The sequence below is a fragment of the Sphingomonas sp. IBVSS2 genome (assembly GCF_002127225.1).
GTDB lineage: Bacteria > Pseudomonadota > Alphaproteobacteria > Sphingomonadales > Sphingomonadaceae > Sphingomonas.
In genome coordinates, this window is sequence record NZ_NFUR01000001.1 from 546,495 (window position 1) to 568,629 (window position 22,135).

Annotated in this window: 24 protein-coding genes; 13 read left to right on the top strand and 11 right to left on the bottom strand. The window is 67.8% G+C overall.

Annotated elements, in window-relative coordinates; translation table 11 throughout:
- Nucleotides 1-119 precede the first annotated feature (119 nt).
- The 4 genes from hemE to CAP40_RS02615 all read left to right on the top strand — a co-directional run bounded on the left by hemE (nucleotide 120) and on the right by CAP40_RS02615 (nucleotide 3,953).
- The gene (gene hemE / locus CAP40_RS02600; RefSeq protein WP_373384848.1) at nucleotides 120-1,184 is read left to right on the top strand and encodes a uroporphyrinogen decarboxylase; all 1,065 of its coding nucleotides are present in this window, start codon (nucleotides 120-122) and stop codon (nucleotides 1,182-1,184) included.
- A 25-nt stretch (nucleotides 1,185-1,209) separates the two neighbouring features.
- Nucleotides 1,210-1,662 carry a CopD family protein gene (locus tag CAP40_RS02605; RefSeq protein ID WP_086127783.1) on the top strand — a complete coding sequence of 151 codons (453 nt, stop codon included), beginning with the start codon at nucleotides 1,210-1,212 and terminating at the stop codon, nucleotides 1,660-1,662.
- Nucleotides 1,663-1,890: 228 nt separating this feature from the next.
- Nucleotides 1,891-3,147 (top strand): transcription termination factor Rho, encoded by a 1,257-nt coding sequence (gene rho, locus CAP40_RS02610; protein WP_086127784.1) that lies wholly within the window; start codon nucleotides 1,891-1,893, stop codon nucleotides 3,145-3,147.
- Nucleotides 3,148-3,251: 104 nt separating this feature from the next.
- Nucleotides 3,252-3,953 carry a TerC family protein gene (locus tag CAP40_RS02615; protein ID WP_086127785.1) on the top strand — a complete coding sequence of 234 codons (702 nt, stop codon included), beginning with the start codon at nucleotides 3,252-3,254 and terminating at the stop codon, nucleotides 3,951-3,953.
- Between the two features lie 204 nt (nucleotides 3,954-4,157).
- Here the strand turns inward: CAP40_RS02615 and CAP40_RS02620 are convergent, their stop codons facing one another.
- On the bottom strand, nucleotides 4,158-4,859 hold the full coding sequence (locus CAP40_RS02620; RefSeq protein ID WP_086127786.1) for a dienelactone hydrolase family protein: 702 nt from the start codon (nucleotides 4,857-4,859) through the stop codon (nucleotides 4,158-4,160).
- Between the two features lie 192 nt (nucleotides 4,860-5,051).
- Here CAP40_RS02620 and CAP40_RS02625 point away from each other — a divergent pair, with 192 nt between their 5' ends.
- Genes CAP40_RS02625 through CAP40_RS02650 form a run of 6 tightly spaced genes read left to right on the top strand, consistent with a single transcriptional unit; the run spans nucleotide 5,052 to nucleotide 10,735 of the window.
- Nucleotides 5,052-5,285 (top strand): DUF6489 family protein, encoded by a 234-nt coding sequence (locus CAP40_RS02625; protein WP_086127787.1) that lies wholly within the window; start codon nucleotides 5,052-5,054, stop codon nucleotides 5,283-5,285.
- Nucleotides 5,285-6,568 carry a tRNA uridine-5-carboxymethylaminomethyl(34) synthesis GTPase MnmE gene (gene mnmE, locus CAP40_RS02630; protein ID WP_086127788.1) on the top strand — a complete coding sequence of 428 codons (1,284 nt, stop codon included), beginning with the start codon at nucleotides 5,285-5,287 and terminating at the stop codon, nucleotides 6,566-6,568. Before CAP40_RS02625 ends, mnmE begins: the two co-directional genes overlap by 1 nt.
- A gap of 57 nt (nucleotides 6,569-6,625) precedes the next feature.
- Nucleotides 6,626-8,458 (top strand): tRNA uridine-5-carboxymethylaminomethyl(34) synthesis enzyme MnmG, encoded by a 1,833-nt coding sequence (mnmG, locus tag CAP40_RS02635; protein WP_086127789.1) that lies wholly within the window; start codon nucleotides 6,626-6,628, stop codon nucleotides 8,456-8,458.
- Complete coding sequence (gene rsmG / locus CAP40_RS02640) at nucleotides 8,455-9,078, top strand: 16S rRNA (guanine(527)-N(7))-methyltransferase RsmG (protein WP_086127790.1); 624 nt, start codon at nucleotides 8,455-8,457, stop codon at nucleotides 9,076-9,078. Before mnmG ends, rsmG begins: the two co-directional genes overlap by 4 nt.
- Complete coding sequence (locus CAP40_RS02645) at nucleotides 9,075-9,857, top strand: ParA family protein (protein ID WP_086127791.1); 783 nt, start codon at nucleotides 9,075-9,077, stop codon at nucleotides 9,855-9,857. Before rsmG ends, CAP40_RS02645 begins: the two co-directional genes overlap by 4 nt.
- Nucleotides 9,854-10,735 carry a ParB/RepB/Spo0J family partition protein gene (locus CAP40_RS02650; RefSeq protein ID WP_086127792.1) on the top strand — a complete coding sequence of 294 codons (882 nt, stop codon included), beginning with the start codon at nucleotides 9,854-9,856 and terminating at the stop codon, nucleotides 10,733-10,735. The genes CAP40_RS02645 and CAP40_RS02650 overlap by 4 nt, the downstream gene beginning before the upstream one ends.
- A gap of 39 nt (nucleotides 10,736-10,774) precedes the next feature.
- Here CAP40_RS02650 and CAP40_RS02655 read toward each other — a convergent pair whose 3' ends face one another.
- The 5 genes from CAP40_RS02655 to CAP40_RS02675 all read right to left on the bottom strand — a co-directional run bounded on the left by CAP40_RS02655 (nucleotide 10,775) and on the right by CAP40_RS02675 (nucleotide 15,866).
- A complete protein-coding gene (locus tag CAP40_RS02655; RefSeq protein WP_086127793.1) occupies nucleotides 10,775-11,296 on the bottom strand; it encodes a shikimate kinase in 522 nt (173 codons plus the stop codon).
- A 4-nt stretch (nucleotides 11,297-11,300) separates the two neighbouring features.
- Nucleotides 11,301-12,317, bottom strand: a complete 1,017-nt coding sequence (gene holA / locus CAP40_RS02660) for a DNA polymerase III subunit delta (protein WP_086127794.1) — start codon at nucleotides 12,315-12,317, stop codon at nucleotides 11,301-11,303.
- On the bottom strand, nucleotides 12,314-12,817 hold the full coding sequence (lptE, locus tag CAP40_RS02665; protein WP_086127795.1) for an LPS assembly lipoprotein LptE: 504 nt from the start codon (nucleotides 12,815-12,817) through the stop codon (nucleotides 12,314-12,316). Before lptE ends, holA begins: the two co-directional genes overlap by 4 nt.
- Nucleotides 12,814-15,351 (bottom strand): leucine--tRNA ligase, encoded by a 2,538-nt coding sequence (gene leuS, locus CAP40_RS02670; RefSeq protein ID WP_086127796.1) that lies wholly within the window; start codon nucleotides 15,349-15,351, stop codon nucleotides 12,814-12,816. Before leuS ends, lptE begins: the two co-directional genes overlap by 4 nt.
- Before the next feature lie 77 nt (nucleotides 15,352-15,428).
- The gene (locus CAP40_RS02675) at nucleotides 15,429-15,866 is read right to left on the bottom strand and encodes a DUF3576 domain-containing protein (protein WP_086127797.1); all 438 of its coding nucleotides are present in this window, start codon (nucleotides 15,864-15,866) and stop codon (nucleotides 15,429-15,431) included.
- Nucleotides 15,867-16,093: 227 nt separating this feature from the next.
- On the opposite strand from CAP40_RS02675, the gene CAP40_RS02680 reads away from it, so the two are divergent.
- Nucleotides 16,094-16,828 (top strand): hypothetical protein, encoded by a 735-nt coding sequence (locus CAP40_RS02680; protein ID WP_086128415.1) that lies wholly within the window; start codon nucleotides 16,094-16,096, stop codon nucleotides 16,826-16,828.
- A 205-nt stretch (nucleotides 16,829-17,033) separates the two neighbouring features.
- On the opposite strand, the gene CAP40_RS02685 is transcribed toward CAP40_RS02680, so the two are convergent.
- Nucleotides 17,034-17,525, bottom strand: a complete 492-nt coding sequence (locus tag CAP40_RS02685) for a thiamine phosphate synthase (RefSeq protein WP_256923983.1) — start codon at nucleotides 17,523-17,525, stop codon at nucleotides 17,034-17,036.
- Nucleotides 17,526-17,583: 58 nt separating this feature from the next.
- On the opposite strand from CAP40_RS02685, the gene CAP40_RS02690 reads away from it, so the two are divergent.
- Complete coding sequence (locus tag CAP40_RS02690; RefSeq protein ID WP_086127799.1) at nucleotides 17,584-18,252, top strand: YggS family pyridoxal phosphate-dependent enzyme; 669 nt, start codon at nucleotides 17,584-17,586, stop codon at nucleotides 18,250-18,252.
- Entirely contained in the window at nucleotides 18,249-18,911 is a 663-nt protein-coding gene (locus tag CAP40_RS02695; RefSeq protein WP_086127800.1) for an HAD family phosphatase, read from the top strand. Before CAP40_RS02690 ends, CAP40_RS02695 begins: the two co-directional genes overlap by 4 nt.
- 28 nt (nucleotides 18,912-18,939) lie before the next feature.
- Here the strand turns inward: CAP40_RS02695 and CAP40_RS02700 are convergent, their stop codons facing one another.
- From CAP40_RS02700 to CAP40_RS02715, 4 genes are all read right to left on the bottom strand, one after another.
- Nucleotides 18,940-19,254, bottom strand: coding sequence for a hypothetical protein (locus CAP40_RS02700; protein ID WP_256923984.1), 315 nt, complete (start codon nucleotides 19,252-19,254; stop codon nucleotides 18,940-18,942).
- Nucleotides 19,255-19,376: 122 nt separating this feature from the next.
- A complete protein-coding gene (ribA, locus tag CAP40_RS02705) occupies nucleotides 19,377-20,420 on the bottom strand; it encodes a GTP cyclohydrolase II (protein ID WP_086127801.1) in 1,044 nt (347 codons plus the stop codon).
- Entirely contained in the window at nucleotides 20,417-21,199 is a 783-nt protein-coding gene (locus CAP40_RS02710) for an exodeoxyribonuclease III (protein ID WP_086127802.1), read from the bottom strand. Before CAP40_RS02710 ends, ribA begins: the two co-directional genes overlap by 4 nt.
- A 224-nt stretch (nucleotides 21,200-21,423) precedes the next feature.
- Nucleotides 21,424-22,062, bottom strand: coding sequence for an outer membrane lipoprotein carrier protein LolA (locus CAP40_RS02715; RefSeq protein WP_086127803.1), 639 nt, complete (start codon nucleotides 22,060-22,062; stop codon nucleotides 21,424-21,426).
- Nucleotides 22,063-22,135: the final 73 nt, after the last annotated feature.

The window sequence follows — 22,135 nt, forward strand, 5'->3', positions numbered from 1 at the left end:
GAAAACGGGGACGGCGCCGGCGAATCCGGAGACTCCCGAGGGGCCGCCGGAGTCAATCTGTTGGCAAGTCGCGGACGAATGCATAAGCCCCGGTTTCCACGCGCCAACAGACTCCAACAATTCCTAGATTCTCTTTTAATAGTTTTAGGACCGAGGCCCTGATCGTCCCCCGAACCAAGCCGTTGCTCGAGACGCTGAAGGGCGTTCGACAGGAAGTGCCGCCCGTGTGGCTGATGCGCCAGGCCGGCCGCTATCTGCCCGAATATCGCGCGCTGCGGGCCGAGAAGGGCGGGTTCCTCGAACTGGCGCTCGACCCACAGGCCGCCGCCGAGATCACGCTCCAGCCGATCCGCCGCTTCGGCATGGACGGCGCGATCCTGTTCTCCGACATATTGATGGTGCCGATGGCGCTGGGCCAGAAACTCTGGTTCGAAACCGGCGAGGGACCCCGGCTGGCACCGACCGTGACGTCGCGCGGTATCCTGGATGCCCTTGAATCGCGTCCTGAAGCCCTGCAGCCGGTGTACGAGACCGTCCGGCAGGTACGGACCACCCTCGACCCCCGAGTGACCTTCCTGGGCTTCGCAGGCAGCCCCTGGACCGTCGCCACCTATATGATCGCCGGGCAGGGAAGCCGCGAGCAGGCGGAGGCACGCCGGCTGGCCTATGCGGATCCCGGACTCATGCAGGCGCTGGTCGATCGCATCGCGGACTGCACGATCGACTATCTGAACGCCCAGATCGATGCCGGCGTGGAAGCGGTGCAGCTGTTCGACAGCTGGGCCGGCAGCCTCTCGCCCGAGCAGTTCGAACGCTGGGTGATCGCCCCCACTGCCCGCATTGCCGCCGCGGTGAAGGGCCGGGCGCCGGTGATCGGCTTCCCCAAGGGCGCCGGCGGCAAGCTTCCCGCCTATGCCCGCGAGGCCGGCGTCGATGCGATCGGACTCGACGAGACGGTCGACCCCGCCTGGGCGGACCGGGTGCTGCCCGAGAATCTCCCGGTGCAGGGCAATCTCGATCCGCTGGCGCTGATCGCCGGCGGCGAGACGCTCGATCGCGCGGTCGAGCGGATCCTTTCGGCCTTTCCAAGCCGTCCGCATGTGTTCAATCTCGGGCACGGCATCCAGCAGGACACGCCGATCGCGCATGTCGAGCGGCTGCTGGCACGGATCAGGAGGGGTTGATGGCAGCCCGCGAGCGGAGGCGCGCATGACTGGATTCCTGGGCGGGGCCTATCTCTGGGTCAAGGCGTTCCACATCATCTTCGTGATCTTCTGGATGGCCGGCCTGTTCCTGCTGCCGCGCTATCTCGTCCATCACCAGGAAGCGCTGGGCACGCCGGAAGCCGCCGCCTGGGCGAAGCGCGAGGCGCTGCTCCGCCGCATGATCCTTACGCCGTCGATCCTGGTCGTATGGCTGCTCGGCCTGGCCCTTGCCGCCAATCTCGGGCTGTTCGAAGGGGGTGCTGGGCTCGGCTGGCTGCATGCCAAGCTGTTGATCGTGTTGCTGCTTTCCGGATTCCACGGCTGGGCCGTCAGCTATTCCCGCAAGCTCGCCGGCGGCCATGGGTCGATCCCGGCGCGGCGGCTGCGCATGCTGGGCGAATTGCCCGCCCTGGCGGTGATCCTGATCGTCGTCCTGGCGGTGGTGAAGCCTTTCTGACCGCTAACGTAACATAATTGCGCCAGGCTTCCGTCTCTCGCAAGATGAGGCTTGCCGCAAAAGCGTGATGCAGACCGCCGAGACCGGTTGACTTGGCCTTGGGCCATACCTAATTCGGCGTTGTGGTCCGGGTCACCGGGTCATCCCTCCTCCAAGCATCGTTATTCGCGCGCGACCGTACCGCCGACCGACGCTCCCTCCCAAGCAATCCAGGCATCCGGACTCCCAATGCATCTCAAGGACCTCAAGAAGAAAGCCCCCGCCGAACTGGTCTCGATGGCCGAGGAGCTCGGCGTCGAGGGCGCTTCGACTTTGCGCAAGCAGGATCTGCTCTTCGCGATCCTCAAGGCACAGGCCGAGCAAGGCGACCAGATCATGGGCGAGGGCACGATCGAAGTGCTGCCCGACGGTTTCGGCTTCCTGCGCAGCCCCGAGGCGAATTACCTCGCCGGCCCCGACGACATCTATGTCTCGCCCAACCAGGTCCGCAAGTTCGGCCTGCGCACCGGCGATACGGTGGAAGGCGAAATCCGCGCGCCCAAGGACGGTGAACGCTATTTCGCGCTGACTCGCCTGGTCTCGGTCAATTTCGACGATCCCGATGCCGTCCGCCACCGCGTCAATTTCGACAATCTCACGCCGCTCTATCCCGAGCAGAAGCTGACGCTCGACAGCCTCGATCCGACGATCAAGGACAAGTCCGCGCGCGTGATCGACATCGTCGCGCCGCAGGGCAAGGGCCAGCGCGCGCTGATCGTGGCGCCGCCGCGCGTCGGCAAGACCGTGCTGCTCCAGAACATCGCCAAGGCGATCACCGACAATCACCCCGAGGTCTTCCTCATCGTGCTGCTCATCGACGAGCGCCCCGAGGAAGTGACCGACATGCAGCGCAGCGTGAAGGGCGAGGTGATCTCCTCGACCTTCGACGAGCCGGCGCAGCGCCACGTCCAGGTCTCCGAGATGGTGATCGAGAAGGCCAAGCGCCTGGTCGAGCACAAGAAGGACGTGGTGATCCTGCTCGATTCGATCACGCGCCTCGGCCGCGCCTACAACACCGTGGTGCCGTCTTCGGGCAAGGTGCTCACCGGCGGCGTCGACGCGAATGCGCTGCAGCGCCCGAAGCGTTTCTTCGGTGCAGCGCGCAACATCGAGGAAGGTGGCTCGCTCTCGATCATCGCCACGGCGCTGATCGACACCGGCAGCCGCATGGACGAAGTGATCTTCGAAGAGTTCAAGGGCACCGGCAACTCGGAAATCGTCCTCGACCGCAAGGTGGCCGACAAGCGCATCTTCCCGGCGCTGGACGTCGGCAAGTCGGGCACCCGCAAGGAGGAGCTGCTGGTCGACAAGTCCAAGCTCACCAAGATGTGGGTGCTGCGCCGTATCCTCATGCAGATGGGCACCGTCGATGCGATGGAATTCCTGCTCGACAAGATGAAGGATTCGAAGACCAACGAGGACTTCTTCGACAGCATGAACCAGTGATCGTCCGAACCCCTCCTTTCCAGGGAGGGGCCATGGCGGGAAAGCGAAAGGCCGGGCACGATGCCCGGCCTTTTCTTTTGCCCGCGTCACGCTAGGGCTTAGCGATGCTCGACTTGCTTCTCAGCGCCGCCACGGCCGGTATGGGTTCTCCGCTCGATATCTGGAACCATATCGTCGCCGACTTCTCGAATCTCGGCGATCCGTCGGCGCTCGCCGCCTTCGGTTCGGTGCTGATGATCGACCTGGTGCTGGCCGGCGACAATGCGATCGTTGTCGGCGCGCTCGCCGCGGGGCTGCCGGCGGACCAGCGCAAGAAGGTGATCCTGATCGGCATCGGTGCCGCGCTCCTGCTGCGTATCCTCTTCGCGCTGATCGTCAGCTGGCTGATGGGGATCGTCGGGCTGATCTTCGCGGGCGGCCTGTTGCTGCTCTGGGTAAGCTGGAAGTTCTGGCGTGAGATCCGCGAGGGCGGGCCGCATGCCGACGAGGTCGAATCCGGCCTGAAGCCGGCCAGGAGCTTCGCCGCCGCCGCCTGGGCGGTCGCCGTGGCCGATGTCTCGATGAGCCTCGACAACGTCCTCGCCGTGGCCGGTGCCGCGCGCGAGCATCCCGGCATCCTGGTCGTCGGCCTGCTGCTCTCGGTAGCGCTGATGGGGATCGCCGCGAACCTGATCGCCAAGCTGATCAACCGCTATCCGTGGATCGCCTATCTCGGCCTTGTCGTGATCGTCTTCGTCGCCTTCCGGATGATCTACGAAGGCTGGGTGGGCACGCACGGCACGCCGGGGATCGCCAGCTTCTTCTGAGGAACGGGCCGGATGCCCTTGCAATGGCGCTGGGCATTGCTGCTGGTGGTCGTGGCCATGGCGATGGTGTCGCGTGTCGCTGCATTCCCGATCGGAAAGGGGAGGGCCGGCCAGGCGCGCATTGCCGAAGCGGCCTCCTGCATTCGAAGCCGATGTGCCGAGGCAATCGCCAATGGCGCGCCTCGGCACATGCATTTCAGTTTCCTAGGATAGATTCCTCGCAAAGAACTCCGCGGTCCGCCCATCGGCCAGCTTCGCGGATTCATCCGAGCGGCGCTTGCTGAACGTGTCGGCGAAGCCATGGTCCTCGCCGGGATAGTCGAACAGGGTGACCTTGGGGTGGTCGTCCAGCCCCGCATGCATCGCTGCCTGAGTCTCGGGATCGACGAAATGATCCGCCTGCGGGATATGGAGCAGCACCGGATGGGCGATGCCGTGCTTCTCGCCGAGCAGATTGTCGATCCCCACGCCATAATAGCCGACGCTCGCATCGCTGTCCGTCCGGGTCGCGGTCATGAACGCCAGGCGGCCGCCCAGGCAGAAGCCCACCACGCCGACCTTGCCGCCGTCGCCGAGCAGCGCCCGGGCGCGCCTGATCGTCGCCTCGATGTCGCGGATGCCGGCATCCTGGTTGAACTTGCCCATCAGCCCCAGCGCCTGCTGGAACTGTTCCGGCACGTCGGGATCGAGCTGGATGCCGGGCTCCAATCGCCAGAACAGGTCCGGGGCGAGGCTCAAATAGCCTTTGGCCGCCCAGTCGTCGCACTTCCGGCGAATGCCCGGGTTCACGCCGAAAATCTCCTGGATCACGATGATCGCGGCGCGCGGCCTGCCCTCCGGATGCGCGACATAGGCCTGGAAGCTGCCGCTCCCGTCGATCGTATCGATGCTGATCATCTCGCTCATGGCAATGTCCTTCCGGTGTGGTGCCGCCCGTGATCGAGTGGCCAGGATCTGGTCTTCGGTTCGCAACCGTCGGGCCGCTTGCCTCTGCCTGCCCGGTCCCGGGCCCGATGGGCGTTGCGGTGACGGCATGGTCGCGCGCATAGATGGGTTCGAACTAGCAGCCGCGGTGCTGCCCGCGCAACGGAGACGGCCATGAAGATCAATGTCGAGGTGGATTGCACCCCCGAAGAGGCGCGTCGCGCGATGGGGCTGCCAGACCTCGCCCCGGTGCACGAACGCTATGTGGCGATGATGGTGGATGCGATCGACAAGCAGGGCAGCCCCGAAGCGTTTCGGGCGATGCTGCAGAGCTGGGCGCCGATGAGCGAGGCCGGCATGGGCTTCTGGCGTGCGATGTTCGATGCCGGGAGCAAGACCGAGAAATAATGGACACGATCTACGCGGTCTCGAGCGGCGCGCTCCCCGCCGCGATCGCCGTGCTGCGCGTGAGCGGGCCGCGCGCTTTCGACATGGTGCGCGATTTCGCCGGCGATCTGCCCGCGCCGCGCCGCGCCGCGGTGCGGGCGCTGTGCGATCCCGTCGATGGCAGCTTGCTCGATCGCGCGATCATCCTCTGCTTCCCGGGCCCGCGCAGCGCGACGGGGGAGGATCTTGCCGAATTCCATCTCCATGGCGGTCGCGCCGTGGTCCGCGCGGTCGAGGCGGCGCTGGCTGGCCGATCGGGGCTCCGACCGGCCGAGCCGGGCGAGTTCACGCGCCGGGCATTGCTGCACGGCCGGATCGACCTGAGCGAAGCCGAGGGGCTGGGTGACCTGCTCATGGCCGAGACCGAAGCGCAGCGCCGGTCCGCGATCCGATCCGCGGAAGGGGCGGTGCGCCGGGCAGTTGAAGGCTGGACCGACCGGCTGTTGATGCTTGCCGCGCGAGTCGAGGCCGAGCTCGATCACAGCGATGAGGAGGATGTCGCCGATGCCGCGCTGCTGCCGGCGCTCCGATCCGGTGCGGCTGCGTTGGCGGAGGATATCGAGGCAGTGGCGGATCGCCCGCCGGTCGAGCGATTGCGCGACGGGATCCGGGTCGTGCTCGCGGGGCCGCCCAATGCCGGCAAGTCCTCGCTGCTCAACGCGATGATCGGGCGCGATGCTGCGATCGTCTCGCCGATCTCGGGCACGACCCGGGATCGGATCGAAGCGCCGGTGGTGCGCGGCGGGATCGCCTGGCTGCTTGTCGACACGGCGGGATTGGCCGCACTGCCCGGCGACGAGATCGAGGCGATCGGCATTGCGCGGGCCCAGGCGGCGCAAGCCGAGGCGGATATCCTGCTCTGGCTGGGAGACGCGCCGCCGCCGGAACATGCGCACCGCCTCTGGCTCAATCCGCGCGCGGACCTGCCGGGGCGCAGGGCGGCGGCGGATCGATTGTCGCTATCATCGCTTACAGGCGAGGGGTTGGACGCGCTGTGGAGCGCGATGGCGCGGCTTGCCGCCGACATGCTCCCGCCGCCCGACCAGATGACGCTCAACGCTCGCCAGCGCGCGCTTTCCCGGAATGCCGCCGGCGCGTTGCGGGCAGCCTTGCGGGAGGAGGACTTGCTCCTGATCGCGGAGCAGTTGCGCAGCGCAATGCGTGCGTTCGACGCGATCACCGGGCGGGCAGGGGTGGAGGCGATGCTGGACGCGCTGTTCGCTCGATTCTGCATCGGCAAATAGACTGTTCCACGTGGAACGCTTTTGACGCGGCCGTGCGCTTTCTGTAGCGCGCGGCCAATGGATTTCGATGTCATCGTCATTGGCGGCGGGCACGCCGGCACCGAAGCGGCCGCCGCTTCGGCCCGCCGGGGTGCGCGCACGGCACTGCTCAGCTTCGACCTGACGAAGCTGGGAGCGATGTCGTGCAATCCGGCGATTGGCGGGTTGGGCAAGGGGCATCTGGTTCGCGAAGTCGATGCGTTCGACGGGCTGATGGCCCGCGCCACCGATGCCGCGGGCATCCATTATCGCATGCTCAACCGATCCAAGGGCACTGCCGTACAGGGTCCACGCGCCCAGGCGGACCGGCGGCGCTATGCCGCAGCGATCCAGAAGATGCTCGCCGAACAGCCCGATCTCATGCTCGTCGCGGGGGAAGCGGAGGCGCTCGAGCTGGCGGGGGGCACGGTTGCCGGCATCCGCCTGGCCGATGGTAGTTCGCTTTCCTGTCGCGCCGTGGTGCTCGCCACGGGCACCTTCCTTGGCGGGCGTATCTTCCGCGGCGAGGAGCGCGAGACCGGCGGCCGGGTGGGTGAGGGTTCCGCGATCCGGCTCGCCGAGCAGCTGCGCGGGCTCGACCTACCCATGGCCCGGCTCAAGACCGGTACGCCTCCGCGCCTTGATGGTCGCACCGTGGACTGGGCGCGGATCGAGGAGCAGCCCTCGGATGCCGATCCCTGGACCATGTCGCCGCTCACGTCGCGCCGCATGCTGCCCCAGCTTCATTGCGGTGTCACGCGCACCACCCACGCCACGCATGACGCGATCCGTGCCGGGCTCGATCGTTCGCCGCTGTTCACCGGCGCGATCGATGCACAGGGTCCGCGCTATTGTCCTTCGATCGAGGACAAGATCCATCGCTTCGGCGACCGTGACGGCCACCAGATCTTCCTCGAGCCCGAGGGCCTGGATACCCATCTGATCTATCCGAACGGCATGTCGACTTCGCTGCCGGCCGATGTGCAGAGGGCGATGGTCAATTCGATCCCGGGGTTGGAGCACACCGTGATCGTGACTCCCGGCTATGCCGTCGAGTACGACCATATCGACCCGCGCGCGCTCGACGCGACCCTGGCTTTGCCGGCGATCCCCGGCTTGTGGTGCGCCGGCCAGATCAACGGCACCACCGGCTATGAGGAAGCGGCGGGGCAGGGCCTGGTCGCGGGCCTCAACGCCGCCGCCCATGCCCGCGGGCTGGCGCCGCTGATCCTCGATCGCGCGACTTCCTATCTCGGGGTCATGGTGGACGACCTTGTGCTGCAGGGTGTTACCGAGCCTTATCGCATGCTCACCGCGCGGGCCGAGTTCCGCCTGCGCTTGCGTGCCGACAATGCCGGGTCGCGCCTCGGGCCGGTTGCCGCCGGACTGGGCTGCCTTGGTGCCGAGCGGCTCGCCTGGCTCCAGGCCCGCGAGCAGGGCAGGGCCGTGCTGGAGGCAGCCTTCGCCGTGGAGCGCACCGCCAGCGCGCTGGCGGCCCGTGGCGCTGCCGTCGCGCAGGACGGCGCGCGTCGCCCGGCGCGCGAATGGCTGCGCTTCCCCGGCATCGAACTCCAGCATCTCGACATCCACCCGGAAGCCGATCCCGACCTGCTCGCCGAATATGTCGAGGATGCCCGCTATGCCCCTTATCTCGAGCGGCAGGAGGCCGAAGTGGCCCAGCTGCGCGCCAATGACGCCGTGAAGCTGCCCGCGACCATGGATTTCGCCGCGATTGCCGGCCTGTCCAACGAGATGGTCGAGAAGCTCAGCGCCTCGCGGCCCGAGACGATCGGCGCCGCCGCCCGCATTCGCGGCATCACGCCGGCGGCGCTTTCCGCCATCCTCCTCCACGCGAAGCGGCGCGCTGCATGACCGAGAACGAGGCCCGGGACTGGATCCTGGATCGCTTCGGTGTTCCACGTGGAACGCTGCTGGAGCGTTTCGCGGCGATTCTGCGTGAAGAATCGACTCGGCAGAACCTGATCTCCGCAGCGTCCTTCGAGACGCTCTGGGCGCGGCACTTCGTCGATTCGGCGCAGCTCATCCCACTCGCGGCGGAAGCGGAAGAGGGGGTCTGGCTCGATATCGGCACCGGCGCCGGCATGCCCGGCCTGATCGTCGCGCTGCTGGTCGATCGACCGGTAGTGATGGTGGAACCGCGGATCCGCCGCGTCGAGTTCCTCCGCGCCGCCGTGCAGGCGCTCGGCATTGCCGACCGGGCCGATGTCGCCCATTGCAAGGTCGAAGCCTATGTGCCCGAGCGGAAGGCAGCGATCGTTTCGGCGCGCGCCGTCGCCGCACTGCCCGATCTGTTCCGTACCGCGGCCCATATTACGGACTCATCCACAATCTGGTTGCTGCCAAAAGGGCGAAGCGCGCAATCGGAGGTGGAAGCGGCGCGCGCGAAATGGCAGGGTGCGTTTCACGTGGAACCCAGCATCACGCAGCCGGAATCGGGTATCGTGGTCGCGCGAAAGGTACGCCCCAGATGATCTGCATCGCAATCGCCAACCAGAAGGGCGGGGTGGGAAAAACCACTACGGCGATCAATGTCGGCACCGCGCTCGCCGCGACCGGGCAGCGCGTGCTGCTGATCGATTTCGATCCGCAGGGCAATGCCTCGACCGGCCTGGGCATCACCCGCGCCGAGCGCGAGCATTCGAGCTATGACCTGCTCGTCAGCGAGGTGAATCTCGAAGATGTCGCCACGCCCACCAAGGTGCCGGGGCTCGACATCGTCCCGGCGACGCAGGACCTGTCGGGCGCCGAGATCGAGCTGATCGAGTTCGAGGCGCGCACGCATCGGCTCGACGCGGCGATCGCGCGGCACCATGCCAATCGCTGGGACGTGATCCTGATCGATTGCCCGCCTTCGCTCGGCTTGTTGACGATCAATGCGATGGTCGCCGCGCATGCCTTGCTGGTGCCGCTCCAGTGCGAGTTCTTCGCGCTCGAGGGACTCAGCCAGCTGCTCACCACGGTCGAGCGCATTCGCAGCCGCTTCAATCCCGGCCTGTCGATCCTGGGCGTGGTGCTGACCATGTATGATCGCCGCAACCGCCTGACCGATCAGGTTTCGGACGATGTCCGTGCGGTGCTCGGCCGGGTGGTGTTCGACACGGTGATCCCGCGCAATGTGCGCCTGTCCGAAGCGCCCAGCCATGGCCTGCCGGCGCTGATCTACGATCATCGCTGCCCCGGCTCGGAAGCCTATATCGCGCTCGCCCGCGAAGTGATCGACCGCCTGCCCAAGCTCAAGAAAGCCGCATGACCGACGCCAACCGCAAGCCTCGCCCCGGCCTTGGCCGCGGGCTCTCGTCCCTGCTGGGGGATGCCGTTCCCGAAGCGCCGGTCTCGGGCACGCCCGACGCTGCTTCGGGCCTGCGGATGCTGCCGGTCAGCTCGCTGGTGCCGCACCCGGACCAGCCGCGCCGCCATTTCGACGAAGACGCGCTGGAGGAGCTGGCCCAATCGCTCAAGCAGCGCGGGCTGATCCAGCCGATCGTCGTCCGCCCCACCGGGCATAATTACCAGATCGTCGCCGGCGAACGGCGCTGGCGCGCGGCGCAGCGCGCCCGGCTGCACGAAGTCCCCGTCATCGTCCGCGATTTCGACGATGCGGAGACGATGGAAATCGCGCTGGTCGAGAATATCCAGCGCCAGGATCTCAATGCGATCGAAGAGGCGGAGGCCTATGCCCGGCTGATCCGCGAGTTCGGGCACAGCCAGGAAGCGCTCGGCAAGCTCGTCCACAAGTCGCGCAGCCATATCGCCAACTTGCTCCGCCTGCTCGACCTGCCCGAGGGGGTGCGCCAGATGGTGGTGGTCGGCGATATCGACATGGGCCATGCCCGCGCCCTGATCGGCGCGCCCGAGGCGGAGCGGCTTGCCCGCGAAGTCGCGACCAAGGGCCTGTCGGTGCGCGAGACGGAGAAGCTGGCGCGTCAGGCCAAGCCGGGATCGCGGCGCAAGGCCGATCCCAAGATCCGCGACGCCGACATCACTGCGCTCGAGCATCAGCTGGGCGATGTGCTCGGCCTCAACGTCCGCATCGCCCATGGCCCGAAGGGCGGCACGCTGACGCTCTCCTATTCGACGCTCGATCAGCTCGACATGGTCTGCCAGCGGCTGAGCGGCGAACGGATCTGAAACCTGGCCGGTCTCCCGGCGGCGAACCGGGACGAGGCATTACAGCAGGCGCGCGATGTGCTCGGCTGCCTGCTCGGGCGAAGTCCTGCCCGTATCGATCGCAAGGGCAGGGGCGGGCATCGCCGCCATGCAGCGTTCGAACTCCCCACGCAGGGCCCGCAGCAGTTCCAGCGAGCGCAGCTTGCCGAATGCGGCCCGGTCTTCGGCCACCAGCCGGCGCTCCTGCTCCGCGCGATCGAGCGTCAGCGCGACGAACAGGGCCCGGCCGCCATGGCTCTCGACAAGTAACTGGACTCGTTCGGGAAAATCATCCGCCACGCTCGGTTCGGGCGCAAAGGTAAAGATCAGCGACTGGCCCTGGCGCGCGGCTTCCGTGATCACTTCCAGCCAGAACTGCTCGCGCAGACGCACAAAGGCGTCGCTGCCGAACGGAAAGACCGAAGCGACGGCATCGACGACGAGATGGTTGTGGAACAGCGCCAGCCCCGTGCGTGCCGCCAGCGCCCGGCCGATCGTCAGCTTGCCGGCCGCCGCCTGTCCATAAAGGAAGACGAGTCGCAAATCCTCAGCCCTTGGCGCGCGCCGCCTGGCGCGCGATCGTCACGGCCTCGGCATCCGCCAGCACTTCGCCGGCGCTGCCCGAATGCATCATCGCCCGTTCGGCCTCGCGCACCCGATCGATCGCGCGCGCGAGCTGCACGCCGTTCCAGCGGCGCAGCGCGCGGCCGGTCGCTGCTTTCTCGCGGAAGAAAACACGATGTTTCTCAAGCACTTCATCCATGTCGCCGCCGCGATCCAGATCGATCCGCATCTCGGCCATGGATTGCAGCCGGCGGGCGAGCTGGCGCATCAGCGGCACGCCGACACCTTCGCCCAGCCGGGCGAGCTCGGTGCCGATATCGCCCAGGCGCCCGTCCACCACGGCCGTGATCGCATCGCTCAGGTCCGAATCGCCCAGATCGGCGCCGATCGCATCGAGCGCCGCGCCATCGGCGTCCCTGGGCCGGTCGGGCGCCGCGTCGAGATAGAGCGCCAGCTTCTCGATCTCGCGCGCCAGAATCGCCCGGTCGCCGGCGGTGGCGGTTGCGAGCCGCTGCGGCACGTCGCCGGTAAGCCGAAGGCCATGTTCGCGCGCGACATTGGCCGCGAGGCGCGTGGCGTCGATGCCCTCGGGCACATAGCAGGCATGGGCATAGGCGTTCTGCGCGGCGATCACCGCTTTCACCAGCTTGCCGCTTGCCTTCAGCCCCGGGGCGATCGCCACCACCGGATTGCCGGCGCGCTCGGCGTTCAGCAGCAGCCCGATCGCTTCCGCCGCGCCTTCCTCGACGCCCAGCACGCGGACATAGCGGGTGCCGCCGAACAGCGAGAGCGATGCCGCCTCGTCGGCGAGCCGGCCGGGCTGTTCGCGCAGCGCCTTCATGTCCAGGTCGATGCGTTCGGCTTCCGGTCCCAGCACCTTGCCGAGCTTCGCGGCAAGATCGGCGGCGCCGGCCTCGTCGGGGCCGTGGAACAGATAGAGCCGCGTGTCGGGGTTGAGCTTCTCGATCGCGGCGCGGATCTGCGTCGCGTTGGCCTTCACTGGCTGCCCGTCCCGGGCGCGTTCTGCGCAAAGCGGGCGACGCGTGCGACGATCTGGTCGGCGACGATGCCCGAAAGCCGTTCGAGCGCGCTCTTCTCGGCTGCGATCGTGGCATATTCGCTGCCCACCACGTCGATGCCGGCGTCGGAGCCGGCAGTGGCGTCGAGCACGACATTGCCGTTCGAGAGGTCGATCAGCTGGTAGCGCGCCCGCAGCGTCCGCCGCTCGCGCGCCACCGAATCGTCGCGCCGCACGCCCAGGCCGGCGATCTGGTCGTCGAGCGTCACTTCCAACCGGTAGCGCGCCGCGCCGTCATTATGGTCCAGCCGGTCCTTGAGCGCATTGGCGACCAGCCAGCCCGACTGGCCCTTGATCGGCGCGACTTCCACCGCGGAGAGCGTGGAGCGCACCGCGCCGTCGGGCCCGCCGCCATAGAGCGGGCGGAGGCCGCAGCCGGACAGGGCGAGCGCTGCGGCGGCGAGCAGGGCTAGCCGTTTCATGCGACGATGTTCACCAGACGATCGGGCACGACGATCACCTTCCTGGGTTGCTTGCCTTCGAGCGATCGAACGATCTTGTCGCTGGCAAGTGCCGCGGCTTCGACCACATCCTTGGCCGCGCCCTTCGGCATTAGCAGCGTATCGCGCAGCTTGCCATTCACCTGCACGGCGATCGTCACTTCGTCGTCGACGAGCAGGGCGGGATCCGCGGCGGGCCATTCGGCATCGGCGATCAGCCCCGGATTGCCCATGGCGGCCCAGGCTTCCTCGGCGATATGCGGCACCATCGGCGCGACGATGCGGGCCAGGGTGCGGATCGCCTCCGTCCGCGATGCCGAAGGCTGTGCCTTCTCGATCGCGCCGACCAGCTCGTAGAGCTTGGCGACCGATTTGTTGAAGGCCAGCGCCTCCACATCCTCGGCCACGCCGGCGATGGTGCGGTGCAGGCGCTTGTCGAGATCGACATCGCGGCCGGTGCCGGTTTCGGCTTCCGAAAGGCTCTCGAACAGGCGCCACAGGCGATTGACGAAGCGCCAGGCCCCTTCGATGCCGCTCTCGCTCCATTCGAGGTCGCGCTCGGGCGGGCTGTCGGAAAGCATGAACCAGCGCGTGGCGTCGGCGCCATATTGGTCGACGATCTCGGTCGGGTCGACGGTGTTCTTCTTCGACTTCGACATCTTCTCGATGCGGCCGACGATCACGTCCTCGCCGGTTTCGGTCAGGAAGGCAGTGCCGTCGCCGCGCCGCGAGATCTGGGAGGGCTCGAAATAGGCCTTCCGCTCCAGCCCGTCATGCTCTTCCATCTGATAATAGCTGGCGTGCGTCACCATGCCCTGGGTGAACAGGCCGGCGAACGGCTCGGTCACGTCGAGCTTGCCGATATGGCGCAGCGCCCGGGTGAAGAAGCGGGCATAGAGCAGGTGCAGGATCGCATGCTCGACGCCGCCGATATACTGGCCGACCGGCAGCCATTGCTCGGCCACGGCCTTGTCGAACGGCCTGTCCGCGGGCTGGCTGGCGAAGCGGATGAAATACCAGGAGGAATCGACGAAGGTATCGAGCGTGTCGGTCTCGCGCCGCGCGGGGGCGCCGCATTTCGGGCAGTCGACATGCTTCCAGGTCGGGTGCCGGTCGAGCGGGTTGCCGGGGATGTCGAAGCTGACGTCCTCGGGCAGGGCGATCGGCAGCGATTCGCGCGGGGCGGGGACGACGCCACAGCTCTCGCAATGGATGATCGGGATCGGCGTGCCCCAATAACGCTGCCGGCTGACGCCCCAGTCGCGCAGGCGCCACACCGTCTGGCCCTTGCCCCAGCCGCCTTCCTCGGCGCGCCGGATCACCGTGCGCTTGGCGTCGGCCACGTCCATGCCGTCGAGGAAGTGCGAGTTCACCAGCGTGCCGGGGCCGGTATAGGCCTCGGCATCGCGGAATTCCGGATCGGCCTTGTCGCCCTGCGCGACGACGCGGCGGATCGGAAGCCGGTATTTGGTGGCGAACTCAAAGTCGCGCTGGTCGTGCGCGGGCACGCCGAACACCGCGCCGGTGCCATAGTCCATCAGCACGAAATTGGCGATATAGACCGGAACTTGCCAAGCCGGATCAAAGGGATGCGTGGCGGTGAGGCCGGTATCGAAGCCCAGCTTCTCCTGCGTCTCCAGCTCGGCCGCGGTAGTGCCGCCCTGCTTGCACAGCTCGACAAAGGCGCGAACTTCCGGGTTCGAAGCGGCCAGTTTCTGCGCGATCGGATGATCGGCCGCCACGGCAATGAAGCTCGCCCCGAAGATCGTGTCGGGGCGGGTCGTGTAGACCTGGAGCTTCTCGCCGTCGGAAAGCGTCCAGTCGAACTGCAGGCCCTCGGACTTGCCGATCCAGTTTTCCTGCATCAGCTTGACCTTGTCGGGCCAATGCTCGAGCCCCTGCACGCCCTCCAGCAGATCCTCGGCGAACTGGGTGATCTTGAGGAACCACTGGCTGAGCTTCCTGCGCTCGACCAGCGCGCCCGAGCGCCAGCCGCGCCCGTCGATCACCTGCTCGTTGGCGAGCACGGTCATGTCGACCGGGTCCCAGTTGACCGCCGATTCCTTGCGATAGACCAGGCCGTTCTCGAAGAAATCGAGGAAGATGGCCTGCTCATGGCCATAATAATCGGGCTCGCAGGTGGCGAGCTCGCGGGTCCAGTCGAGCGCGAAGCCGAGGCGCTTCAGCTGCGCCTTCATTGTCGCGATATTGGCGCGGGTCCAGTTGCCGGGATGGACCTTCTTCTCCATCGCCGCATTCTCGGCCGGCATGCCGAATGCGTCCCAGCCCATCGGGTGGAGCACTTCCATGCCCTGCATCCGCCGGAAGCGCGCGAGCACGTCGCCCATCGTATAGTTGCGGACATGGCCCATATGGATGCGCCCCGAGGGATAGGGGAACATCTCGAGGACGAAGCTCTTGGGCTTGGGCGAATCGTCGCGCGCGGCGAAGGTGCGGTTCTCTTCCCACACCTTCTGCCATGCGGCGTCCGCCTTCAACGGGTTGAAGCGAGACAAATCAGTTCCTGCTGTCTTCTCGCGGTGCCGGCCTGCTTCGCCGGGCGGGAGAGCAGGCCGGAACCGTCACTAGGGGATCAGTTGGTGGCCACGGCGGCGCGGCGCAGGTCGCGGGCGCGGGTGAGGATGATGTCCTCGAGCTTCTGCACCGTCGCGGCCTGGACCGGCGCGGCGACCCAGGCGCCGCCCCGGTTCACTTCGCGCAGCGCGGCGACGCGCAGCGCATCGGCGCGCAGATCCTGGTCGAGGATCGTCACCGTCACCTTCATCCGCTCGGTCTGCACGTTCGGGTTCACATACCAGTCGGTCACGATCACGCCGCCGTTCGAATCCGTCTGGAGCAGCGGCATGAAGCTCAGCGTGTCGAGGCTGGCGCGCCACAGATAGGAGTTGACGCCGATCGTCGTCACCTTCGAGGCAGCGAGATCCGCCTCGGGGCGCTTGGTGTGACCGCCGCACGCGGTGATCGAGAGAGCGAGCGACCCCAGGATCGCGGTGCGCAACAGGCGGTTCATCGTCACATTCCTAGCAGGCGAGAAAAGTCGGTGAGCATCTATAGTGGCGCATGTGGCGGGAGCAAGGCGGGAAGCCATGCTCCGATTCGCACGTTTGAAACACTGCTGGTTAAAGGGATCGCAAGCAGATTCTGTGGGTCTGGTGCAACACCGTCACGAAATTTGTGCCACCGGTGGAACCATGGTTCCGAATCATGGTAGGCGACATCATCTAGGGATTCATGACGATGCGAGTCGGAAGGACGAGGACGGGAATTGCACTGGGAGCGCTCTGCGCTGCCGGGCTCCTGCTCGCGCCGGCGATTCAGGCGCAGACCAGCAGGGTCGATCGCGTCGTCCCCGCCAAGCGCGCCGCCGTGCCGGCGCGGGGCGGCATCGGCATTTTCACCCCCGCGGCCGCCGATCCCAAGCTTGCGGCGGTGCTCGCGCGTTCGGGCCTGCCCGAGGGCAGCTTCCGCTTCACCCCGGCCGAAGCGCGCGGCAGCAGCCGCGGCGTCACGGTCGCGGTTCGCGCCAGCTCGAGCCGCGCGATGCGCAGCCGCGACGTGGCGCATGATGTTGCCGTCGCGGCAGCGGCTCCGGTCAATCTGGCGCCGATCTCGTACAATCTCGGCGTCTCGGTCGGCTGGAAGCGTCTGGCCGTCTCGGGCGATGTCACGCGCGTCGAGCTGGTCGACCAGCCCGGCAGCCGCGAGCGCGCCGATATCGGCGTCAGCTACACCGGCAAGCGCCTGAGCGGCCGCCTGAGCGCCTCGGCGGATCGTCCGCTGGCCAACACGCCGGTGCTGATCGGCGACAAGCCGAGCTATTCCATCGATCTCGGCGGCAGCTATTCGCTGACACGCAACCTGGCTGTGACCGCGGGCGTGCGCTATCGCAGCGAGGAAGACCGCCTGCCCAAGCTCAACGAGAGCCGGCGCGAGAGCCAGGCCGTCTATGTGGGCACTGCCTTCCGCTTCTGACGGCGCGTCCGTTTTTCCCGGCATCTGACCTGGCACCGCGCGAGTCCGGCTTTCCGCCATTCGGGGGACGCTGCATGGTTCTGGGCATGGTTCTGGCCGTGGCCGAGGCCCGGGATGGCGCCGGGCCGGGACTACCGGCAGCGACAAGGCGCGCGCCGCGACCAATGCTCCCGGCCCTTGGATCCCGCCTGCGCGGGTCGCCGGCCTAGCTTTTCGCCCCGGTCCAGGCGTCGATCGCCGCCCATCCATATATCCCCAACGGCTCGAGGCTGGCCGCCCTGCGCGCGTCCATTCCGCCCAGAGCGATCACTGGCACGCCGAGCCCCCGCGCCAACAGGCCGAAGCGCGCCCGCCCGAGCGCCCGGGCGCCCGGATGCGAGCGGGTGGGGAAGGCCGGCGAGACGAACAGCGCGTCCACGCCCGCCCGCCGCGCGGCGATCGCCTCGCGCCGGTCATGCGCGGGCGCCGTGCGCAGGCCCCGGCCGCGCCCGCCATGCGCGCCCGATTCGCCGCGCATCGGCTGCGCACCGGCGCGGATCAGCACCAATCGCCGCCGGCGCGCCACCTTCAGGACCTTCGCGAACAGCGCCCTGCGCTCGGCCGGCGCCAGCCCATAGTGCCGGAACACCACGCCGCCGCCGCGCGGCAGCCGCTCCAGCGCACCCCACAGGGCATCGCCCATGCGTTCGTCGGTCATCAGCCAGAGGCGCGGGAGGGGGTGGCGGCGGCGCATCGCCCTGCCTATAGCGCGGGCCATGCCGATAGACGAAGCCAGCCAGCGCCTTGCCGATGTGCGCGCCCGAATCGCGCGCGCGGCCAGGATCGCCGGGCGTGAAGCCGACGCGGTCACGCTGATCGCCATCTCCAAGACGCACGATGCCGAAGCGATCGGTCCGCTCATCCGCGCGGGCCAGCGCGTGTTCGGCGAGAATCGCGTGCAGGAGGCCGAGGGCAAATGGCCGGCACTGCGCGAGGCGGCGCCGGACGTGGCGCTCCACCTAGTCGGCCAGCTCCAGTCGAACAAGGCCGAGGACGCCGTCGCCCTGTTCGATGCGATCCACTCTGTCGACCGCCCGTCGCTGGTGCATGCGCTCGCCAGGGCGATGGACAGGGCCGGCAAGCGCCCCGCCTGCTTCCTGCAGGTCAATATCGGCGACGAGGCGCAGAAGGGCGGCTGTGCCACGGTCGATCTGCCGGCCCTGCTCGGCGAGGCGCGCGCCGCCGATCTGCCCGTCCAGGGCCTGATGTGCGTGCCGCCCTTCGATCTCGAACCCGCCCCCTATTTCGCCCTGCTCGCCAGCATCGCTCGCGACCACGGGCTTGGCGGGCTCTCCATGGGCATGTCGGGCGATTTCGAGACGGCGGTGACGATCGGCGCGACGCATGTCCGCGTCGGCACTGCCCTGTTCGGAGCGCGCGCATGAAATATGATGCCATATTGTTCGATTTCGACGGCGTGCTGCTCGAGAGCGAAGCGGCCGGCAACCGGCAGATCGCGGCCTATCTGACCAGCATCGGCCATCCGACCACGCCCGAGGATTCGATGGCCAATTTCATGGGGCTGTCGGGCACGGATTTCCTCGGCGCGATCGAGCGCTGGATCGGCCGCGCGATTCCCGAGGATTTCCATACGGCGCGTTCCGAAGAGGATGCGCGCGTGCTGGCGGAGGGCCTGCCCGCCGTCGCGGGGGCGATTCGTTTCGTCGAGGAGCTGCCCGCCGGGCTGCCCCGCGCGATCGCATCGTCGAGCTCCACCCGGTGGATCAGCCGGCACCTCGCGCATCTCGGCATCCGCGCCGCGTTCGGCGAGCATATCTATAGCGGCCATGAGCATGTCGCCCGCGGCAAGCCGGCGCCCGACCTGTATCTTCACGCCGCCGCCGCGCTCGGCGTGCCGATCCAGCGCTGCGTGATCCTGGAGGACTCGCCGGTCGGCGTCACCGGCGCGGTCGCCTCGGGTGCCGACGTCATCGGCCTGTGCGCCGGCTCGCACTGCGCGCCCGACCATGCCGAGCGGCTCCGCGCGCTGGGCGTGCAGCTGATCGCGCATGATTTCGACGAAGTGGCGCGGCTCCTGGCCTGAGCGCCGAAGGCGCGGGGAAGACGCCGCGCTAGAAGCCGCGGGCCTCCCGCGCGAGCAGATGTTCCCGCAATGCCATGGCATCCGCCAGCGCATTGTGCGGTCGCTTGCTCATCGCCGCGCTGTCGAAGCCGAAGGCGTCGCACAGCTCGAAGCGGATCCGGTCGATCGGATGGCGGCGGCCCGGCGCCGCGATCAGCAACTGCGCGGCATGGGCGATGTCCTCCGGCCAGTCGGCGACGAGCAGCGGATCGGGATCGTCGCCCAGATAGGCGGCGAAGGCCCGCCCCATCGCGGCCCGCGATATCGGCGCGGTATCCAGCACCGGCAGGATATGCTCCGCCACCCAGGGCGTGGGATCGGGGCAGGGCAGCGCTTCGTAGAAAGGGGCGCCGCCATCCTCGGGCGCCAGCGCCAGCGCGATCAGCGGCCCGCCAAAGCCGTTGAACTCGGTATCGAGGAAATACCTCAGAACTGGTGCCCCGTCCGGTCGCGCTTGGTGGCGAGATAGCGCTCGTTGTGCGGATTGGGCGGCAGGAAGTGCGGCACGCGCTCGGCCACCCGGATTCCCGCCGCTTCCAGCGCCGCCACCTTGTCGGGATTGTTGGTCAGCAGCCGGACCTGGTGCTGGCCGAGCAGCGACAGCATCTTCGCCGCGGTGGCGAAGTTGCGCGCGTCGATCGCGAAGCCCAGCCGCGTATTGGCATCGACCGTGTCGAAGCCCTGGTCCTGCAGCGCATAGGCGCGCAACTTGTTGATCAGCCCGATCCCGCGCCCCTCCTGGCGCAGATAGAGCAATATGCCCCAGCCGCTCTGCCGGATCTCGCGAATCGCCGCCTGGAGCTGCGGCCCGCAATCGCATTTCAGGCTGCCCAGCACGTCGCCGGTCAGGCACTCGCTGTGCAGGCGCACCAGAGGCGGCTTGCCGTTCGGTTCGCCGATCAGCAGCGCGACATGCTCGCCGGGCATCTCATCGGTGCGAAAGGCGACGATCTCGCTATCCTCGGCATCGGCGACCGGCAGCCGCGCACGGGCGACGATGCGGAGGCGATCGGCATCTTCATGCGCATCGATGTCCGCCGGAGTGATCGCTTCCTCGCCGGCTGCCGGGCGCACGAAAAAGGCCGGCAGCAGCCCCGCGACGCGCGCCAGTCGCAGCGCGGCGGCCGCCAATTCGGGCGCCGCCAGCGGAATCGCACGGAAGGGGCCCTTCAGGGGTGTGGCGAGATCGAACTGCGGATCGGCGAGCGCGGTCGCCATGTCGAAGTCGAGCCAGGGCGCGCGTTCGACCAGCACCGGCGCATCGGGGGTCGCCGCGTCGCGCTGGTTGGCGAGCTTCAGCGTTGCCGCTCGCCCTGCGGAGAGCAGCAGGTCGGCCTGGCCGGCCTCGTCGAATGCCGCGAGGCGGCGCGCATCGGCGGTCTCCACCGCGAGCAATGCGAGGCCGCCGATCGCCACGGGCCAGCCGCGGCGCAGCGCGTCGACGGCGCGGGCGGCTTCATGCGCGCTCAAAAGTCGAACTCGGTCACGATGGGCACATGGTCGGAGGGCTTGAGCCAGGAGCGGCAGGGCTCGCACACCTTGTGCGACACGGCCTTCGCGGCGACGTCGCGGCTCGCCCACATGTGATCGAGGCGGCGGCCGCGATCCGATGCCGCCCAGTCCTTCGCCCGGTAGCTCCACCAGCTGTAATAGCGCGCCGGCGCGGGGATGAAGTGGCGGCCGAGATCGACCCAGTCGTTCGCGGCCTGCAGCCGGCCAAGGGTCTCGACTTCGATCGGGGTGTGGCTGACCACGTCGAGGAGCTGCTTGTGGCTCCACACATCGCTTTCCAGCGGCGCGACGTTGAAGTCGCCGGTCAGGATCGAGGGCACGTCCAGCCCCTCGGACCAGGCGATCATGCGCTCGAGGAAATCGAGCTTCTGGCCGAATTTGGGGTTCACTTCGCGATCGGGCACGTCGCCGCCGGCGGGGACATAGACATTCTCGAGCCGCACCCCGTTCGGCAGGCGCACGCCGACATGGCGCGCCTCGCCATTGGCCTGCCAGTCGAACCGGTCGTCCTCCACCACCGGCACGCGGGCGATGATCGCCACGCCGTGATGCATGCGCTGGCCGTGCTTGATGACATGATCATAGCCCAGGGCACGGAACGGCGCCTCGGGGAAGTCCCCGTCGATCACCTTGGTTTCCTGGAGGCAGAGTATGTCGGGCGCCTCCTCGCGCAGGAACTGCTCGACGATCTCGATGCGGAAGCGGACGGAGTTGATGTTCCAGGAAGCGATCTTCATCGGGCGGGATTTAGGCGGTGTTTCGCCTCCGCACCAGTGGGGAGCCCCGGACAAGGAAAGGCCCCCGCTCCGGGGGCAATGGAGCGAGGGCCGACCTAGCGTTCGTCACGCAGGCGGGAAGTGAAGATCCCGAGCAACAGGGGGAAAATCCCGGGTACGCCCTCACATCCGCAAGACAGGTTCTAGGCTTGGCAACCTGTCGCCAGCATGAACGATGTTCAGCTTCAGCGCGGGCCCTGGCGGCGGGGATCGTTCCAGCGGAACGCTCCGTCGCTCACGTTCGCGTTGAAGACCTGGTCCGACAGGCGGATCGTCGTGCGGTTGTTCTGCGAATCGAGCGCCACCCAGCCCTGGAGCATCAGCCCGGCCGGCGCGGAGGCGTTCTTCTGGAAGATCAGGGTGATACGGCCATATTCGGGATGATCCGAATCATGCACTTCCACCGAGACGAGCTGGTCGCTGGCGGTGGGGATCACCTTGGCGAACCTGGCGATGTCCTTCTTGGGGTTGAGCAGCACGGCGAGCGGTGAGTTGCCGATCGGCCAGCGCTCGACCTGGCGCACCTGATAATCGATGAAATAGAGACTGCGCCCGTCGGCGACGATCAGCTGGGGCACGCCCTTCTGATACTGGAAGCGGATCTTGCCGGGGCGCTTCAGCGTCATCGTGCCGGTGAGCGTGCGGCCGTTGCGGTCGGTCTGGGCGAAGCCGGCGGTCATCGAGCTCACGGCTTCGAGGTGCTGCTGCACCTGGGCCAGCTGGTCGGCGGGCTCCGGGGCCGCGATCGGCGCCGGCGCGGGCGCCGCCGAGATCAGCGCAGGCGCTGAAAGGGCGAGGCTGAGGGCGAGGGGCCGTGCAAACACGTGTCGATTCTCCGAAATTGCGGCGGATGCCCTGAAGGCATGGGCTTGAATATCCCCTGAACCCGCCGGGCGC